Here is a 19644-nt window from a genome sequence, read left to right on the forward strand (position 1 = left end):
CAATCTTTTGTGCATAGGAGATTCATCTCCCTCTTACCTCTACGCGCTTGAAGAGGGAGTTTTCTCTCCTTTTTTTGATAAAACGAAACTTCACTCAATAGGAGTTTTTCGGATGGTTCTCCATGATAAAAATAATTTTTCAGCTAAATTACATAAAAAGGACTTGTCTCAAAGGAACTTCCTATGTATAATTAAGATTGTGTTTTTAATTCAATGAGATGCGCCCATAGCTCAGCTGGATAGAGCACTGGTTTCCGGTACCAGGTTTGCCGGGGGTTCGAATCCCTCTGGGCGCGCTGGATAAATACAGTAATGACAAGGGGTTAAGGCTTTTCCTCCCCTTGTCTTTTTTAATACAAAAATGCCATTTGCAAACGAATTGCAAACCTTCGTGTTTCGAATTATTTTTTTAACCATCTTTCTACTATTATTATATAGAAGAAATGAGACAAAAATCTCTTTTTACTTTTTTTACATCCACTCAACTTGCACTATCCAATTAAAAGGAATCGTCATCTTTTCATCATTATTGGAACATTTAACATCCATATCCCACACTCCCATTGGTTTAATTATGCTACAAGTGATTTCGTGGAATTGATTTTTATAAAAATATTTTACCGATACCTGTCTGCCTTGCTTGTGAGCATCATATATTCTAATTCCATTAAGTTCGAGCTGATCTAAATCCAAAACTGGCTTTTCCATTATGCACCTACACTCCTTTTTACTTGGCCACAAGACAGGATATTTTCTAACTTAAAGCTGCGGACTTGCTTGCGATAATAACAATACGCCAACACCTTTTCATTATCTATCCCCACTACTCTTATAATACGCTGCGTTACATTGTTATTGTGGTCCATGTAATAAATCATGATTTTCTCTTTTCCGTTCATTGCACTTGTTAAAAATCCAATCATGTTTTACTCCTCCGTTTGACGAATATTTGTTCTCATTATACCATATAGTATATACAAAACAAGAACAAATGTACTGTTATTTTTTAGCAAAGGGAGGATGGTTTCAGATGGAAAATGTATCTATAACCTATGTAACGCCTGAAATGTACGGCTACAAAGACAGAGGAATATTGAAATGGCAAGGAATGATACTTGCTGATCAAAATGATGCAATGAAAATTATGAAAGATGAATTTGAGGTTATCGGACCTAAAGAAGAAATGTCTGAGGAAGAAATATCGCAAGTGTTGCATAAAGCTTATACGATGGATTTTCCGATTGCTATACAAGCTAATGTAATGCGAAACGGAAGCTACTACAAAGATGTTGAATGTAAAATAGCCGGCCATAGCAACGGAAGGATATTTTTAAACGTAATCGATGGAAGGAAAACCAGCTGCACGATTAGCCAAATAAGAAACGTTGAAATGATGAATCCTTTGGATTGGTATGATAAGCTAAAATAAGATTTTGCAATAACACAAAAAGGAGTATCGATATATGACAGAAAAATATAAATTGTTTTTAGATAGAATAAAAATACATGAAAATCATTTAAAAAAAGAAGTTAAATTAGCGCAAGAACTAGAGGGGAAATCTCCTTACATCGATGATTACCAAAAGAAGAAAATTATCAATGAGGATGGAGAAACCATTGTTTTTATCTCCAAAATAGAAATTAATGAATTTAAATATAGCAAAGAACGTGATGAAATTTATCATAATCGCATTACAGGTAAAGCCTTAAATCTTTGGTTAGATTTCGTAATAAATAAGGTTAAAGTATAAATAACACAGCCCTATTAAGAAGGTTTTTTTATAGAAATAATAATAAAAACTTTCTAATTATCGTTGCGCCAACGCAACTAATATGTTATAATTAAAATATAGAAAGGAGGTGAACAAGTGGATTACTTAGAGAAAATAATAGCCTCAATCATAGCAAGTCTAACAGTTTATAATCTTTGGTTGACAGCCCAGAAGAAACGGTTAGAACTTAAAAGATTGAGGCAAGAAGAAAGAAGAAAAAGGCGCGGAGGTTAACCCTCCCCCTTCTCTTCTTATTCTAAGTATACCACATTAATATTATGTTTTTAACATTTATGATAATCGTATTGAGTGTTGCAGGAGTATTAGCTGTTTACAATTTCTATTTGAACAACAAAATAAAAAAAATGCAAAAAGAATTGGAGAAGATGGATAATGAGTGATAAGCATAAAATTATAAAGAACATTGAGGAGTTGCTTGCTTCAGAAATTACTGCTTATAAAATCCAACAACAAACAGGAATTAATCGGAGTACCGTGGGCAGATTAAAAAACAAAGAAATAGAAATCAAAAAGCTATCTCTGGAGAATGCTTTGAAGTTGAATGATTTATGGGAAAAAATAAAGGAGGAAGAAAAATGAGTCTTAAATCAGGCATATATAAAATGTTTGCGCATCTGGAACGATGTGGATGCTGTGAAAAAAGGAAAAAGTCGGGAAACGTATAGGAAGGCGTGTGACAGGACGTGCTGAAGAAAAGGCAATTAGAAAGATGTTTAAATAATATTTTAAGCCCCTCACAAATAGTGAAGGGCTTATGTTTATTGCCTGAAAGCTTTTTTAAAATAAGAAGGAGTAATTTTGATGTCTGAAATAAATTTGAATAATATTTTTTCGTTAGCGTTTTTATTAATCAGATATCTATGTACAAAAATCAATACAACTGTTGCCACAATAAAATATGTAATAATAACAATTAAATGAATCCAAAATTTCATATCGAAGTAATTATAAAAATTAAAATACATAAATATAAACCCTGTAACAGCTATATAATAAAAAAGATAATTTAAAATGAAAATAGTTGGATATTTATTAAATACAGAACAGGTGCACTTTGGTTCTGTATCTCCGCCGGAAAACGCGTTTTGAAGTGATTCGCGAATCAATCCTATACCTCTCTTGCGCCGTTTTTTACAGTCGCAGTTAGATAAATTAAATGATGTAAGTTTTGAAATTGAATGTAGTAATAAAAAAAGAATCAAGGATACTCCACTTGCTCCCGCTGCACTAATTAGCAGAATTTTACCAATAGGGATGTTATCTGCATTTGAAAAAATACTTGTAAATCCTTGAAATGAACCAAAAGCTCCCATCATTATCGCTGCAAAAATACCTAATATAGCAATAAATTGCATTACTAATTTGTCAACTTTCTCTTGGGCAGATTTTTCTATTTTACTAATTTCTTTTGATAAACTATAAATTGTTTTTTCAGCATCCTCTAACTTTTTATCAACTGTACCAACCCTATCTGATAATGATGTGCTGATATGATTTCTTTGTACTATAGATAAATTGATATGTTCTCTTAATTTGAAAAATATTTTCTTAGTTTCTTCCTCAACCTGATTTGTTTCATTGTAAATTTCAAAATCAGTTAATATTATGCTGCCTATTTGGTCTAATAATTCTCTCCTTACATCCATTTGTTCATAAATAAGCAAAGTGACTTCGGAATAAGGCATCATTACTGAAGTCACTTCGGCCTTTTCTATGGCCTCAATAAATTTTATGAATTGTTGAGAATTTGCTCGTTCTATTTGTTTTGTGGTGAATAAACTACTTAAATCTACACTATTTCTTTTATCACTAGGACGTTTTTCCATAATATCTTCATCTAAAAATATTATATACAATTCAAGAGCTTTCAAGACATTGCTAAAATCACTGTGCATTTATAAAGTCCCTTTCTATTTCCCAGAACTCATATCTTGGTACATAATTTTTATTCAATATATCTTCCTCATATGTTTTCCAAGACTCCATTTCGTGTGACACTGCGACCATATTATAGACATCTACATCTAAAAGTTTTTTAATAATCGGGTCAAATTCTTCCAATTCGTTATAATATTTTCCTTTATCTTTTATCGGTTGATATCCATAATGATTATATCTATGATAAAGTTCGGGAACGACTGGGCCGTATCTCCATCTGGAAAATTCGTTATTATAATTTTTCTTTATTTCATCAATTGGTTTTATTTTATTTCTTATTCCAAATCCTATTGTAAAGAAAAGAGTTTTGTGAAGTTGTAAATTCGTTATTTGATTTTCGTTATTACTAGCAAACGCTAAAATGTGATCAGCCAACTTATTTACATTCATTTTCAATTTCCTCCTTTCAATAAAAATCTTTCTGAAACATATCCATTACCTGAAAATAACAACAAACATAGAAAGATGACTCCGTATAATATTATCTGATACTAAATGTCCCCATTTTACTTTCCTTAATTACATTTTACACTAAACATACGCTTCATGCCACATTGTTTTATTGAACCATTTATAGGGTAACCTCTCTTAATATATATGTACAGCCCCACAAGGTAGTGAGGGCTGATTTTTATATTACTTAGTGTAATACCTTACATACTGCGTGCTAGCCGTAATATACAGACCACTTTTAAGCTGATACATGTGACCATTGCCAACTTTAAATTTATCTCTAGCCACTGTAAATACTTCTCCCTGATTTACAATAACAGCTCTGTCATCCCAATTAGCAGTGTTGTAAGTCCATAAGGACGGAGTGATAACCTCGACATAACCTTGCTTACCGGAACCACCGCTACCAGATTTACGTTTTAATCCAAGAGCTTGAGCAATACCATTTGCATGTCCTAAAGCAATGCGGTCAAGGTAAGCATCAGATTTTAGCTTATTCGCATCTGCTGTCGTATCAATGAAACCATTCTCTGTTAAAACTGCTGGCATACTCGACTGACGTAACACATGGAAATTAGCACGTTTTTTGCCACGGTTTCTAAAGTCAACTTGCTTCATAACTTCTGCATGCAGTTTATCACGATAGGTTATTGTGTTATTAGATACACTTCCATTATAAATATAATCTTCATAGCCCGTACCGCCTCCAGCATTAATGTGGATGGATACAAAGTAATCTGCTCCCCAGCTGTTTGCATCATTTGTGCGTTGTGCAAGACTTCGAGTTGTGTCGCTTGTCCTACTCATGCGTATAGAGTGCCCTTCATAGTCACGATTTAAAATGTCCCGTGTTTTTAGTGCAATTTTAAGTGTAAGCACCTTCTCCTGTAAGCCATTTGCAACTGCACCTGGATCTGTTCCGCCGTGTCCTGGATCTAAATAAATTTTTGACATAATTAAATTCCTCCTAAAATAATTTTTTATATAGAAAAAGAGCAGCCGCAGCTACTCTTTATCCTTGCTTGAAAATTCTTCTTTGATTTCTTTGCCAATCGACTTATCAGAGTTATCAATGCTGTGTAATTTATCAGCTAATCCTTTCGGCACTAGCACACCAACATCGGCTAGATTTTCTATGATGCTAATGCCTTCATTTACAATATAAAAAAGCACCGTAGCATAAGCCACAGCACCTTCTAAACCAAGTATTTGGTCAACCACATTTGCTAACACAATAACCACTAATACAAGCACCTTACGAGCATAGCCAAACAGGCTTTTGCGACTCCATAAGTTGCCGTTTTTCCATGCTTTGAATAGTCCTGTAAGAATATCCAAAGCCATCAATAATAACAAAAAGTGGAGAAATTTAACCTCTCCAAATAAATACATATGCGTTGCTTCTAAATAACTCAAATTAACATCTCCCATTTCACCAGCTCCTTAGACATATTTGATTGTCCCCCTTCACTTTCTCTGTTTTATTGCATGAAAAAAGCACCCCGGCAGGGATGCTTAAGATTCTTTTAAAATGTTGGTATTAATTGTATCCAAAATATCTTTCGTGATATCCTGTTTTTCTTCATCGTTCCCTCGATTGGCAATTAAGCAAATTTCGATTAATGTTCTTTTTAATTCTTCCTCGTTTAATTCATCCATTGCTTGTTCAAGTTTGCCTTGATAACTCATATAAATCCCCTCCCATCATCTATATCGGAATAGCAAGAGAGAAATTAAAGCATAAATAAGATAACTCGTTATGAGATGTCTTAAAAATAGATTTATTCTATTCCTAAATGACTTTTTAATTGCGCTGTCAAAACTCCAGCGAGCACATTCAACGGAACCTTTGCGATATCTTCACCTTTCCTCTTTAAAAAGTCTTTTGACTTATTCCAAACTGTTTCATTTTCGGCTGCATCTAAAAAGTCGTGACCTGCTGATGTTATTTTCAGATCATCATAATAGTGTAAAACCTTACCCATATCACGACGTCTTTCAGCTTCAATAAATTTACTATTCATTAAAAGGTAAATATGATAATCTTCTTTCTCGGAATTCGGATTCACTGAATTATCATTAGGTGAAACTTCATTTCTAAATTGAATCAATAAATCCCTAATCATTTTATTGTCTCTCTCCATGCTCAATTTATAGCCCCCTCTTTTCATTCGATTAAGTTATTAATTCGACAAAAATCAGGAAAATCCTGCATAAAAATAACGCTTATTCAGCGTTGTCGTTTTCTTCTTGTTCTCTGGCTGTCAATCGTTCCAGCACTTTTTCTTTAATCAACTCTGGCAAGTCTCCATTCATACCTGCCTGGAAATAATCCATCATCGGTACGATGATCGCACCATCAATGTTCAAGCGCTCCCTGTCTCCGCTGTCATCCCTCGGTTCAGTACCGCGAAAATTAATCAACCTAACCTGTTCGCCGTCTTTTTCAATGCTGCGTGAGCTTGATTCAGTAAATGTGTAATTATTCATCACTATCATTCTCCTCCTCTTTATTTTCTTCTGATTCTTCCTCTACCTCTAGGAATGCCTCACTTAACGTAAAATGCGCAATAGCATCATCGCCAACCAGCTCCTTTCCATAATCATTTACAAGCTTTTTGACAGTGTTTAACGCTGACTGAAGGTTCTTATCATCAAGGACAAATTCCTCGTCTAACAGAGCTACTTGCGCCTTATTGAAGGCACGCTTATCCTTAATCGCAGGCTGTCCGTCATCCAGATAAACAACCTCGCCCTCATCGTCCAGCTTGGCAAATTCTTTCATCAATTCGTTGGATTCCTCCGCCACTTGCTTTTGCTTTTCTTCCAGTGCTTTAACAACACGCATCCGGTGGATTGACTTCTCCTTTTTCGGATTGAGTGATTGTACTAAAAAGTTATTGATGATGCGGATATCTCCATAAGTTAATTTGATTGTCATGCTGATTCCTCCAATTGAGCTACTCTTTTCTTGAGTGCTTTATTTTCTTCTTTTAATTTAGTTACTTCATTATTAATGTTCTGATACTCAATGCGTTGCCAGTTCAGTTCCTCGTCGATGTTATCCAACCGTCTCAAGCTATCCTGTATAACATGCTGATGCATAAATAGGATATTATCTTTTTTGATTGTTTCCTCATCGCTCTTTACAAGATAGTCATTCCGCATCTTTAAATCATCAATGATAAATCCAACCTGCCTATCATAAATGCTTTGTGGATTGTCTTTATTAAATTTCATGCTTTCGTCCCGGCGCCAGTCAAACGTAACGATTTTGGCATTACGGATAAATTCAAGGCTGTCCTCTAAATGCATAACATCTTCATTTTTCTTAAATTTGCGGGCTGAGTTACCTTGTAACGCTCCATGCAGATAGTTGGCACGAACAGAATTGACATAAACATACGTCAGCATATTGTTTGACCTACCGATGTTATAGTTGTAGCTTCCGGAATTCAAACCGACTATCGCTAGGTTCTGCCCGCTTATCCAATCAGTACTTAGAGACCATCCACCTAATCCATAAGCGTCACGTATCTGTACTGTGCTATTACCTCTGATTTGATTCACATACAGTTGGTTAAATCTATTAGCTGGCGTACCTAAATCATAATTGTACGAACCTCCATTGATAGGCCGGATAGTCGGCGAACCGTTAAAGTCGATGTCTATACCTTTATCGTAGTTGACTGCTTCAGCTCTGAACTGGAATCGGAATCCACTGATACTATTTTCCCCACCGTCAGCGATTGCTCTAGTCGTATTCCAGATAGCGCCACTATAATATGGTGACAGCGTATTTAAGTTAGCATCACCTGTGGTGCCTGAATAAGAGAATGGGTACCCTGAAAGTGATTTACCCACGCCAAAACCGGATGACCTAGTCACGCCACCCTCTGTATCTCTGTACTGTATACGATTAGATACGTTTGTAAAATCAATCCTCGCCCCATTACCTAAAGTAAAGTAAGCATTGCGCATGGTAAGGTTACCGGTGTTAAGGTTCAAGTCCATATTGTTATTATTGGATAGCAACCTACCGGAACGAAGCGTACCCATATTTGCAGTAATTGCCTGCAGAGTAGCCGCATTAACCTTATCCGCATTGACGCTAGATATTTTTGCAGATGTAACGGCTAAATCATCAATTTGTGCCGTACCGATAATGGCACGTTCTAATTTGGCACGTTCGATGGTTCCATCGGCTATATGAGCATTTTGGATAATTGCCTCATCAATAAGGGACAATCCGTTTAGATGGATTAATGCACCAGATAAGCGTATGCCTTCCTTCATTAAATTAATTTCAGAAACAATGCCGTCTACGTCTACTTTTAAATCAATTTTTCTATCTAATTGAGTGATAGATGATTCGGCTTGTGTCATGCGCTGGTCGGTGTCTTCGTAGGCTGGTTTCCATGGAGTTTCCATATTCCCGTTTTCAATTTGAACTTTAGACAGAAGAAAACCTTCTGGTTGATAATCAGTTTCTGTTACTCTCGTTGCAATATTCAAGTCCACCTCACCACTTTTGGGTGGAGTAAACGTAACTGAATATCTCCTTAAATCAGGGTGTGCATTTGTCATTACAATATCCGGCAACCTATAATTTCCCGTGCCATCTTCATACATCAAATACATATAGTTGAGTGTTGTCACTCTATAATTGGCAGCGATATCTAAACTTAGGGTATATTGCTTGCCACTTTCAACCTCAAACTTATGGGTTCTAACTCCATAGGTAGTGTTAGCCCCTTTTCTAACCCTTATATTGCCATTTACAATTGCTAAACCTGTATTCCCCCATGCGCGCCATCCGTCCAAATTATCGCCTTTTGAATTAGGGATAAGGTTATTGCTGCCAATTTCAATACTGGAAACAGTCTGCTCAATCCCCTCAGCAAAGTTTCTTGTTTCGGCGATAGATTTCCTTAAATAGTCAGATTCATCATCAAATATAGTTTTGGTAACTCTGTTAGTAATCTGTTCTGACATGACCTCTATGCTGGCTTGAGCGCTTGTTATACTACCCTCAATGTCTGCGATAGATTCAGCTTGTAAGTCTATAAGTCGGCTGTTTTGATTAATTTCAGTCCAATGGTTTTCTTGTACAGAAAGAATGTCCTCAGGTGCAAGATTCCAATCTAAACGTTTATTTCCTTTCGTTAACATTGCCTCTTTATAATCAACAATAAAACGAGAGCTTCCTCTTTCGGTTGCACGAATAATCATAACCCTAATTTGTGTGAACTCAGTATCTGTGGGGAATGTGAAAGTAACTGTTGAATATCCTTCCTCACCCGGAGATATTACATTTCCACTAAAATCCCCTGCATTAGACCAATTACCTTCCTCGTTCGTACACCGTACCCTAATATATAAATCTCTTTCGTTACTTTCATCTGATTTCAAGTAGACACTAGCTGTATACTGTTGACCTGAAACAGCGTCCACATTTTCATAAGGAGAATAATCTCCCCAACTTACAACACGATTGTATCTAACAAAATCATCAGAAGTTCCAACAAGCAGATTCCTTCCACCAATCTCAATATCGTTGATAGCATCCCTAACAAATGTTTCATCGACTTTACTACGCAAGCCTTCTGCCATTATTTCTATCTCAGTAGTATGACCCTCAACCGTTCTATTGATTTGGTCAACCTCAAGACTGTCAGCCTTAAATTCAAGCCCTCGTTCAGTTTCATCGATTCTGACGTTGTAGTCATACAAGATATCATCTACACCATCAGCACGACTAATTAAATCATCTGCACGCTCATTCAAGTCTGCTATACGGTTATCAAGGCGCTCTGTATGGATTCCCATTTCTTCCAGGATGTCGTCTCTGGTTTCCTCTATTTCTTCATCGGTATAGATGCGTGCCTGCTGATTAATTAAGTCTTTGGCTTCCTGTGATATCTGGTCAAAGTCAACGCCATTCTCACCGATAATATCGCTAATCCTGTGAAGCTCCCTCATGCGTTCAGCTAACTCTGGCCCCCACATAATATCTTCTGTCAGCACCCGATGAGTAGCCGCTCTTACCTGTACGCTCCAATCAGATGGCCGGCCGTGATAGTTGACTGCTCTTACTCGGTAATACCAGACTTCATCTGTACCGACAGTGTGGCTAAAGGCGCTCACATCACCGCGCCACAATAGATGCTGTGTATCTGGTACAAAGTCCTCTGTGCGAGAACCATAGACTTCGTAATGCTTGATGAACATTTCGTCGGCGTAATCCCAATACAGCTGGATGACTTCCATACCACCGTAAGCTTCAAGGTTGACTGGCGTTGAAGGCTTGCGATTAGGATAGCTACCTTCATCTATGATTTGCTTAGGCGGGTTGTTTTTAACATCTTCTATTTTTTTGCGCAGGTCGTCGATATCATCGCCTAAGTCTAAAAACTGTCCCATTTCAACAACTGTTGTGCCCTCGATATCCATTAAGTCATATTCCATGGCAATGACACGCGCTTGTATTTCTAGTGGTCTAGCAAACTTGCGGTCAATTGCTTGGCAGGTGTCGCCTAAGCTGACTTTTTCATCAAACAGCTGTACAGACAGACGGTAGTTGACCTCGGGATATTTCGCCTCTTGCAATGCTTCCCATGTTGCTTTTAATAGGTCTTCCGGGTCTTCGTAATCCTGATTGCTAAACTCTCCATCACGGTGTCTTTTTACGCCATTTTCGAGTATTCCATATTTGTCTAATGCTTCGGGGTCGCCAACCCATCTTTGCCCTATCGGCTTATTAACAGGGTCTCCTCGACTCGTGCGCCACTCCACATCTCTGAAATCAATATATCTAGTGTTACCTCCGCCTTCTGTTTCAAGGCTCGCGCCACGTCCATATAGAGCTGTTTTAGGATAACTAAGCACTGTACGACCGATTTCAGTAGTATTATGGTCGATTTCAAAGCGCTGTCCTTGTTCCCTGCCTAAACGTTGGATAATCTTAACGTAGCAACCTTTTATCTCATTGGTTTTCTCGTCAAATTCAACTACATCTTTAAATTCTCCGCCCCAAGTATCTAAAGTTTCCCAAATCGCTTCTGCGCTGGATATATAATAAAAGTTGGTTGTAGCTCTGCCAAGCTCGACTTCAACACTTGATTGCCAACGAGTGCCATCTACTGCAGCAGTCAATGCAACATCTGCTGTTTGGTCAACAAAGCGACGTTCTACTACGATATGATCGTTTAATTCTGCTAAGAATGTTGGCTCACAAGTTGCTATTGTAGTCGGACCGTTACTGTCGTTGCTGTCGTCAACTTCTTTGATTGTCATAAGCCGCGAATCGCCTTCATGGTCTTTGAAAATTACCTTGTTTTCTTCTTTAACGTGCTTGGCTACTTCCTGGTCGGATTCAATCTCAAAAGTAAAGGGCTCATCTGGTACGCTGTTTACCTCAATGCGGTAATGCGTTTCGATAAGCCCTGTATCTTCGGATATAACCGTTAAAGGTTGTTCATCTTGCGAGAATATAAATAATTCCATTGATTTCCTCCTTTCTAGCAGGATTCTCCCTATTTATGTCGAATATAGTAATTTATAGGGAGGTGATACATATGAGTAAATTAGATCCGAAACCAAATCAAGAAAAATTGAATTATTCTTGGAGTGAATTAAATAGAATGTTGCAATCAAATTTTAATACTCCAGGAATAACTTCAGCTACAATCGATTTAGATAATTTCAACATACCAAAAGAAGAGATTATAGCTGAAGCAACAGAACAAGGATATACGGTTACTGAATCCTCTCCAGGTCATTTAAGATTTGAATAGTTTTTTCTGCCCCGGCCATTTAGGTTGGGGCATTAATTAAACCTTTGAATTAATTACACTTATTTTAGCCAAAGTTTCATCAATGGTTTTCTTTAAAGCACTAATTTCATGTTCCAATTTCTCAACCTTTAACTCATAAAAACGCTCACGACTGATTTCATTACCTTCTTCATCGTGGTAGGTTAACTCTGCGTTCTTCATGTTCAATTTACCTGATCTTATATCAAATTTAATGCCCTCTGCACCTAATTCATAGTCCTTCTTTTCTCCACCCATATTAAGCCCTCCTAGAATAATGTTTCGTTATATTTAAGTTCACAAGCATGACTTGCTTTCACTTCAATCTCTCCTGGTTCTAATAATTCATAATTAGAGGCTAGCCTAATAGAGTGTCTTAAATCCCTATCATCATTTAGCCAAACCTCTCTGCCTTCATATTTGATGGTTAAGCGATCACCTTCGATAAATTCATATCCTAAGAGGATATAGATATCCCCTGCATGCAACTCAAATTTGTCTGTTTTCGCAGTAAATCTAAGCGATATTTCCCACGGCGCGTTATCTTGTCCAGTGATGGTGTGAGTAGCATTAGAAGTTGTTACATTGATTGTTTCCTCTGCTCCTACTTTATCTAATACAAGAAAATCAATAGTACATCGTGAGAAAGAAACCACTTCATCTACATCAATGCCTCCATCAAGTAACGCAATATAGCTGCGATTCATTTCATCGCTGAATTGCAATCGCCTTTCATCCTCGGTGACTAGCCACAATCCGATTTCTTCTGCTTTTTTTAGCAAATCTTCTTTGCTATTTCCATCAATCAATATCTCTACAGGAATAGTCATTGCTTCATTTTCGGTCTTCACAAGTCTTTTTCTTCCATTAGGCAATACTTGCACTTCACGATTAAAAGGCGCCCAGTAAGGACGCCCTTTTGACAATACAGTTACATAGTCTTTGGTTACTCCGTCGAAATATAATTTAGTCATCGGCGTCCTCCTTTCTTGGGATTATTCTTCCGTTTTTGGCGCTCTGTAATAATCGGCTCTAACATTCTGCCAACGACCTTATCGTTCATGATGACATCTAGATTTTGACCGGTTTCCACTGCATCAGCAATTCGCATGAGCAAGGATATGACTTCCTTGCTGGTTTTATCATCTGACTTATCAATAAAGCCGAGTTCACGTCCTGTTTGCTCCCAGATGCCGCGTTGACTTAATCGTTTGGCCGGATCATGACTAATGATAGATTCAGCCCAACCGCCATCAGCAACCCACGCTAGTTGTTTAAATCGAGCGACACCTCCATCAGCGTATTTCCTAATACGACTTAGATGTTTTTGAGCGCTTGACCCTAATTTATGGCCAAGTGATTTTGCATAATCATATCCGGCTAAGAGATACGGCTTCATGGTTTTCTTGCTGCCGTTTCCGATGTTCGTAGACCAGTCGTTCATCCAATCGCCATCTTCTTTAATCGCATCAAAGTATTTCCTTGCAGCTGAACCACCCTTTTTAATAAGGTTGTTTACTCTACCTTTAATACCGTTTGACTTACTGCTGGATTGTTGTGATTTGCTAGCTGTCTTTTGCGCTTTATCAGCTGCACTTTGTGCCTTAACAACTTTTTTCTCCACTGATTCAATCTTTGTTTCCAATTTACTTATGGCTTGGCCTGTCGCTTTTTCAATACGTTGACCCATGGTATTAATGGATTTGCCAACAGACGAAATCATTTCGCCAGACTTTTGACCAACCGTTTGAATCATGGATTTTTCCGATTGAACTACCTGTTGAGATAATTCATCTTTCTTGGTGTTCATTCCATCATTAATGCTTTGTTTCGCTTCTGTTATCTGATTAGAGAGCGTTTCTCTCGCCTGTCTTATACCATCCACTATGCGGTTTAAGAATGGATTCTGATTGATGGTTTCTCTTATTTGTACCTTTAAAAGTTCTTGGATAAGAGAAAGTTCGCTCACAATACCGTCTGAACCAGTTAAAGTTATTAGATTTTGAGAATCCATAGGCTGATTATATTTAGCTGGTACAACAGCCTCGCCCTTGTGCAGATACGCCGGACCATCTTCCGGGACGTAATTAGTGCCTTGTTTGTATTTGCGTCCACCACGCGGACCCCAGCCACGTCTGCCATATGGCAAATCACGTCTCCATGATCTGTTGTTGAAAAACGCAAGCAATTGGTCATAGCCGGAATAAATATTTCCGTGTCCTCTAACCTTGTAAGCATTAAAAGTTTGCGGGATATACTGCAATAATCCACGTGCTGGATTCCCTGCAGCAGTATTGACGTCCCATACTGCCGATGATTGCACAATGCGCTGATTACCACCAGATTCACGATTTATCTGCGCCAAGATACCGTTAATCTCTGCAGGTGTAACACTCTCGCCCATTTGCGCAGCAGCACGTTGGATTTGTGAACGCCAATTACCTGCAGCACCAACTAATCCCATTCCGCCACTTACGCCATCGGGACCACCCATGTTAAGTTGCTCTTTAGCCCATTCAATCGCTTTGTCTTTGATAGTTTTAAAGGCGCCTTTAGCAAGGTCTACCACAGCTCCTGCACCATCTGGAATTATTGCACCGACTTTTTCAAGGGCGATATCGACAAGTTTACCCGGATTACTAACGTAATCCCATACATTACCTGTCCATTCACCGATAGCTTTACCTGCTCCAACTGCCGTATCTTTAACATATCCAGCACCTTGTTTTGTTTTATCCCATGTCCAACTCCCTACGGCTTTCACGCCATCCCATGCACTACCAAATATTCCTTTGGCGTAAGCAGGTATGTTAGATAAAAGTTCGCGTGTTTTTTTTGCAGGAATAACTTGCGTTCCTTTTGCTAGATTCGCCAGTACATTTTTCCCTTGGTACATGCCAGTTGTTCCATCTGGATTAATGATTAATTCTTCTCCGGCATTGTTTCCTGTGCCATCGTTTATTAAAGCTGGACCGCCGGGATGACTTTTAGTTCCATGTGCATACGAATACCAATCAAGATTATCTTGTGGTTTCCATGTGCCAACTATACTGTCCATACCGAGTTTATCAGCTACCCAGTTTACTGCTTTTCCGACACCGTTCACTGCACTCGCTATGCCATCGACCATTCTGCTTGCAATAACTAAAAATCCATCTTTAACTTTACTAGCACCAGCTTCAATCTTCTCTTTCATCTCGCCAGGCATATCTTTAATCTTCTGGATCATGTCAGATACATAATCAAAAACTGAATCCTTGATATTGGAAAAAGTATCGGATACCTTATTTTTAAATTCGGTAAACTTGTCTAAAGCCCATTTAACACCAGATTTTATCGGGTCAACAATATTATCTTTAACCTTGTTCCAAGCGCTTTTTGCAATATCTTTTATTTTGTTAAAAATTGAACTGACATTATCACGCATAGAACTGAAACGGTCTCTGATGAAGTTGACTATGCTCATAATCACTTCTTTAAAAAAGGAATAAATGGCATTCCAAACTGTCGTAATAAAATCCTTAACAGTGTTAAAGATAGTAGATATCGTGTTCCATACAGCTGTAAAGCGATTTTTAATAAAATTATAGATCGAAGTTAGTATATTTTTAAAAAATGAATATATTGTATTCCATATATTTGAAATAAAATCCCAAACCGCAGAAAATAAGGTCGTTACCGTATTTTTTACAGCTGTGAATCTTTCCTTTACAAAATTATAGATTGCTGTAATGACCGTTTTAAATATATTTGTGATTGTTGACCAAATCGTCCCAAAGAACGAAGCTATCCCAGAAAAGATATTCTTAATAAATAAAGCAACTAAATCGAATACGCCTTTAATCACAGACCATACGATTTTAACTGCTCCACTTAGTATTTGCTTAATCGATTCCCACATACCGGACCAATCACCGGTAAATAGCGAAATGAAGAAATTCAAAATACCGATAATGATGTTCAATGCGCCGTCTATAACATTAGTAATCACCGGGAACACTATTTGTACCACTTCTAAAATAAAGTGAATCGCCGGAACGACAACGTTTTGGATAACTCTAACTAGCAAACCTAGCGCTGTAACGGCAATCTTCATCGCAACCTCAATGATTTTTTGGATGATAGGAAACGCCGCCTGAACTACATCTAAAATGATTGGTATCACCGTTTGTGCCAATTCCATAATTACTGAAATCACCGTACTTAGGATTTCAATCACAATCGGCAGCACATTCTGGATAACGTTTAAAATCATCGGGAATACGGTATTTACCACATTCAAAATCATTGGCAATACAGATTTCACCAAATTCATAACTACATCAATCAGCATAGTAAATATAGAAATTACCATCGGTAGAACGGACTTAACTATATTCAATACCATAGGTAATACAGACTGAACTACAGATATAAGCATTGGTAATACGGTCTTAACTATATTCATAACCGCATCAGCGAGCATGCTAAACAAGTCAACAACCATCGGCAGCACCGATTGGATGATACCTAAAATCATTGGTAGTACAGCCTGAACGGCTTCTAGGAGCATCGGAATCACTTGCTTAGCAATTTCCAATACCGATGTTATAAGCGTCCTCTGAAGTTCAACCCAAATGGATATAAACGATGTTACCACTTCGATAACAACAGGGATAATTTCTTTCAAGGTATCTACTAACATGCCAATAAATTCAGCAATCATCGGTATGATGCCTTTAAAGACGTTCGATATTTCTATTGCGAAATCTCCGAATACAACGCCCATTTCTCGGAACAATTCGCCGAATGTCTGACCTAATTCACCGAATGTTTCGCCCAACTCTTGGAAGGTCGGTTTCAGTTCATTAATGCTGTCTACAATGACACCCTTGGTTTTAACAAACTCTGGACCAAGTTCTTTACCAATATCACCAAATGCTTTACCTAATTCATCGAATATAGGTTGTAATGCACTCAATACACCGGAGAAAACATCTTGGATGCCCTGCCAAGCGTCTTGGATGAAATTTCGTACATCTTCATTAGATTTATATAGCTTGACCAGTGTGCTAATGAGAGTCATTACTATACTGATTACTAAACCAACCGGTCCTGTTAATCCTAGCAACTTGGATCCAAATCCAACGATGGACGGGAGGATTGCCCCGAAAGCTCCGCCAAAAGATTTAAAAGAATCTATAGTACCTTGAACATAATCAGATACCATCTCGCCAATCTTGGTATTCATTCCTTTTCCAATAGCTTCTGTTATACTTCCGCCAACATTGCCGAACGCTTCAGAAACACGTTGTATGCCTTCTCTAACGCCATCTGCTAGGGATTGAGCTATTTTATCGCCAATTTCCTTCGTAGCCGTCAATTTCTCTGCTATATTATTGCCGAAAGTGGAAACGAATGCGCCGGACAAATTAACAGCTTGTTGCTTAATAGCATCTGTAGCCGCATTGAAACCACCAGTGATTGATTGACTTAGGTTCGACAATAATCCCGCAAAAGAATCTACAGTTAACGCTTGCTTAATTCCATCAAACGCTTGTATTACCTTATCTCTCAATCCAGCAAAAATTTCCCCAGCACGTAAAATAGGACCTTGAATGGATTCAGGTAAATGCGTGATCCAATCATTCATGTAATCCCCATCTTCAACGATTGCAAAGAAATATTTACCGAGTGTTCCTATCGTGGAAAACGCCTGACTTAGTTTATCCGAGAATCCCGGGATAACGCCGTTTGCTAATCCCATTAGAGATGTACCGATTCCACCCAAGAAACCTTTCAGCGCATCCCATATGTTGGTGAATACCGCAATAAATGATTGACCGGCCTGTTTTAAATATTTGACGGCCTTATCCATGTCACCCATAAAGGCTGATATAATAGCCATTCCGAGGTTTGTAACAATGGAAATCGCATTACCTAAAGCTGTTAATAACGGACCTAACGCTCTCGCCATACCACTAATTACAGGTAAAACTGCAGCAATCGCCACAGCTAAACCACCTATTAACAATTTAACGAGGAATCCAATGATATCTAGCAATGGGGCAAATGCTGCACCTAAGCTATCAAGTCCGTTTCCGGTACCTTTGAAGGAATCCAACATCATTTTAAAACTGTCAACCACGGTATCAATTGCAGGTTTCAACATCTGATACAGTTGCTTTCCGAAGTCAACAATGGACATTATCATTGCGCCGAATGCTTTTCTGAATGTCTCAGATGTAGTCATCAGCAGTGTGAATGCACTGATTACTAATCCGATTGGTCCGGTTAAAATTCCAAAGAGTTTTGATAACCATGGCAGCCTTTTACCAACCGCAGCCATAACTCCACTTACACCATTTTTCCCGAAGACCTTAACGACTTTTCCAGCAGCACCAGCTGCCTTTGATAATCCAGTGAAAAGGAAAGCTAATGGTTTAAGTGCCGAACTTATCAGTCCTACAAAGGTTCCAAAAGCAATAATCGCAGGTCCTATTACAGCTCCAATAACCGAGAGCCCAGCAATTAGCGCTTGTGTTTTTGGACGCAAGTTAATAAAGGCATTCATCAACTTCTGAACCCATTCGACCATCGTCGCCATGATACTAGCTATTACTTTCGCTGTTGGTTCAAGTGCTGGCGCTAATTGGTAGATAAACTCCGTTATATCATTGAGTGCATTTTTTAATACATCCCAAGCGCCGGATTTCCACATTTCTTCACCTAAGCTGGATATCGCTGCCTTGGTATTAACCCAAGCTCCAAGCATGGTTTCCCCACCCTTTTTAGCTGAGTCCTCCATGGATGCAAAATAACCGCCTGCGCCTTCCGAACCAACTTGTACAGCATCTACAAAGTAATCAAGTGATTCTTCCATGCTTATGGTTCCGTCTTTCAACATATCTTGTGCTGCTTTGGTTTCTATCCCTAAGACGTTCGCGATATGACCAGCCAAGTTTAATCCTCGTTGAGCAAGCATATCTAATGTGTTTTGGTCCCAACCTTCCGAGCGAATCGCTGACATAAGGATGTTATGGATATCGCCTTCCATGCCCAATTGACCAGATCCAACAGCATAATCTAATACAGATTTAGAGATTTCTTCCGACTTACCTAAATCGATATTAGAAGCTACCAAATCTGACAATCTTGTACCGATATCACTATACATAAAAGATGTTCCATCACCTAAGTTTCGGATAGAATCCCATGCAGCTTCGTAACTTTCTTCATCACGAAAGGTATTACCCATCAGGATGTCCAATTGTTCGTTATCCATCATACGTTTACCGCCACCAACAGCTGCGGCACCATAAAACGCTGTTAATGGAGACATTACTTTCGTTACTGTTCCACCGGCATCACGTATGTCTTTTCCCCAATCACCTAGCTTCTTGCTAGTATCATCAATGAATTTTCCGATATTCCCAAATTCCTTCTCGGCCGAAGAACTTAAAGATTGAAATTGTTTAGATATTCCTTTTGTTATACCGGAGAAGCTATCATTCATGCCTTTGGTAGCACTAGATGCTGTTTTAGGTAAAGATTCTATTTCTTTTTTTACGCCTTGAACAGTAGATTTAAACCCTTGATATCCCCCGCTGAATTTCGCTTGTAATTCTCTAACTGTAGCCATCGTTTCCCTCCCTTCTTCTATGTGT

At 38.2% G+C, this 19644-nt stretch carries 18 protein-coding genes and 1 tRNA gene; 5 read left to right on the plus strand and 14 right to left on the minus strand.

Annotated features, from left to right (window positions below; all coding sequences use genetic code 11):
* Positions 1-220: 220 nt before the first annotated feature.
* A tRNA-Arg gene (locus MKX55_RS17590) sits at positions 221-296 on the plus strand.
* Positions 297-471: 175 nt separating this feature from the next.
* On the opposite strand, the gene MKX55_RS17595 is transcribed toward MKX55_RS17590, so the two are convergent.
* Both MKX55_RS17595 and MKX55_RS17600 read right to left on the minus strand, forming a co-directional pair.
* A complete protein-coding gene (locus MKX55_RS17595) occupies positions 472-708 on the minus strand; it encodes a YolD-like family protein (RefSeq protein WP_339233763.1) in 237 nt (78 codons plus the stop codon).
* Positions 708-923, minus strand: a complete 216-nt coding sequence (locus MKX55_RS17600) for a hypothetical protein (protein ID WP_339233766.1) — start codon at positions 921-923, stop codon at positions 708-710. The genes MKX55_RS17595 and MKX55_RS17600 overlap by 1 nt, the downstream gene beginning before the upstream one ends.
* Positions 924-1030: 107 nt before the next feature.
* On the opposite strand from MKX55_RS17600, the gene MKX55_RS17605 reads away from it, so the two are divergent.
* The 3 genes from MKX55_RS17605 (at position 1031) to MKX55_RS17615 (ending at position 2372) form a co-directional block, all read left to right on the plus strand.
* Complete coding sequence (locus tag MKX55_RS17605) at positions 1031-1429, plus strand: hypothetical protein (RefSeq protein ID WP_339233768.1); 399 nt, start codon at positions 1031-1033, stop codon at positions 1427-1429.
* A 34-nt stretch (positions 1430-1463) separates the two neighbouring features.
* Entirely contained in the window at positions 1464-1751 is a 288-nt protein-coding gene (locus tag MKX55_RS17610; protein ID WP_339233770.1) for a hypothetical protein, read from the plus strand.
* Between the two features lie 414 nt (positions 1752-2165).
* Positions 2166-2372: a hypothetical protein gene (locus MKX55_RS17615; protein WP_339233772.1), complete on the plus strand. Its 207-nt coding sequence runs from the start codon at positions 2166-2168 to the stop codon at positions 2370-2372.
* A gap of 179 nt (positions 2373-2551) precedes the next feature.
* Here MKX55_RS17615 and MKX55_RS17620 read toward each other — a convergent pair whose 3' ends face one another.
* The 9 genes from MKX55_RS17620 to MKX55_RS17660 form a co-directional block, all read right to left on the minus strand.
* Positions 2552-3688 (minus strand): hypothetical protein, encoded by a 1137-nt coding sequence (locus tag MKX55_RS17620; RefSeq protein ID WP_339233774.1) that lies wholly within the window; start codon positions 3686-3688, stop codon positions 2552-2554.
* On the minus strand, positions 3678-4121 hold the full coding sequence (locus MKX55_RS17625) for a hypothetical protein (RefSeq protein WP_339233775.1): 444 nt from the start codon (positions 4119-4121) through the stop codon (positions 3678-3680). Before MKX55_RS17625 ends, MKX55_RS17620 begins: the two co-directional genes overlap by 11 nt.
* A gap of 246 nt (positions 4122-4367) precedes the next feature.
* Complete coding sequence (locus tag MKX55_RS17630; protein ID WP_339233777.1) at positions 4368-5138, minus strand: N-acetylmuramoyl-L-alanine amidase; 771 nt, start codon at positions 5136-5138, stop codon at positions 4368-4370.
* 51 nt (positions 5139-5189) lie between these two features.
* Complete coding sequence (locus MKX55_RS17635; RefSeq protein WP_339233778.1) at positions 5190-5615, minus strand: phage holin family protein; 426 nt, start codon at positions 5613-5615, stop codon at positions 5190-5192.
* 84 nt (positions 5616-5699) lie between these two features.
* On the minus strand, positions 5700-5873 hold the full coding sequence (locus tag MKX55_RS17640) for a hypothetical protein (protein ID WP_339233781.1): 174 nt from the start codon (positions 5871-5873) through the stop codon (positions 5700-5702).
* Positions 5874-5965: 92 nt separating this feature from the next.
* Complete coding sequence (locus MKX55_RS17645) at positions 5966-6328, minus strand: DUF2513 domain-containing protein (protein WP_339238563.1); 363 nt, start codon at positions 6326-6328, stop codon at positions 5966-5968.
* Between the two features lie 82 nt (positions 6329-6410).
* The gene (locus MKX55_RS17650; protein WP_339233783.1) at positions 6411-6677 is read right to left on the minus strand and encodes a hypothetical protein; all 267 of its coding nucleotides are present in this window, start codon (positions 6675-6677) and stop codon (positions 6411-6413) included.
* Positions 6667-7125, minus strand: coding sequence for a hypothetical protein (locus MKX55_RS17655; RefSeq protein WP_339233786.1), 459 nt, complete (start codon positions 7123-7125; stop codon positions 6667-6669). Before MKX55_RS17655 ends, MKX55_RS17650 begins: the two co-directional genes overlap by 11 nt.
* The gene (locus MKX55_RS17660) at positions 7122-11690 is read right to left on the minus strand and encodes a phage tail protein (RefSeq protein WP_339233789.1); all 4569 of its coding nucleotides are present in this window, start codon (positions 11688-11690) and stop codon (positions 7122-7124) included. The genes MKX55_RS17655 and MKX55_RS17660 overlap by 4 nt, the downstream gene beginning before the upstream one ends.
* Positions 11691-11761: 71 nt before the next feature.
* Between MKX55_RS17660 and MKX55_RS17665 the strand changes: the two genes are divergently transcribed.
* Positions 11762-11980, plus strand: coding sequence for a hypothetical protein (locus tag MKX55_RS17665; RefSeq protein WP_339233792.1), 219 nt, complete (start codon positions 11762-11764; stop codon positions 11978-11980).
* A gap of 36 nt (positions 11981-12016) precedes the next feature.
* Here MKX55_RS17665 and MKX55_RS17670 read toward each other — a convergent pair whose 3' ends face one another.
* Genes MKX55_RS17670 through MKX55_RS17680 form a run of 3 tightly spaced genes read right to left on the minus strand, consistent with a single transcriptional unit; the run spans position 12017 to position 19619 of the window.
* Positions 12017-12256, minus strand: a complete 240-nt coding sequence (locus tag MKX55_RS17670; RefSeq protein WP_339233795.1) for a hypothetical protein — start codon at positions 12254-12256, stop codon at positions 12017-12019.
* Between the two features lie 11 nt (positions 12257-12267).
* Positions 12268-12972 (minus strand): distal tail protein Dit, encoded by a 705-nt coding sequence (locus MKX55_RS17675; RefSeq protein WP_339233798.1) that lies wholly within the window; start codon positions 12970-12972, stop codon positions 12268-12270.
* Positions 12969-19619, minus strand: a complete 6651-nt coding sequence (locus MKX55_RS17680) for a hypothetical protein (RefSeq protein WP_339233800.1) — start codon at positions 19617-19619, stop codon at positions 12969-12971. Before MKX55_RS17680 ends, MKX55_RS17675 begins: the two co-directional genes overlap by 4 nt.
* Positions 19620-19644 lie beyond the last annotated feature (25 nt).

The organism is Oceanobacillus sp. FSL W7-1281 (assembly GCF_037969835.1).
Classification (GTDB): Bacteria; Bacillota; Bacilli; order Bacillales; family Amphibacillaceae; genus Oceanobacillus; species Oceanobacillus oncorhynchi.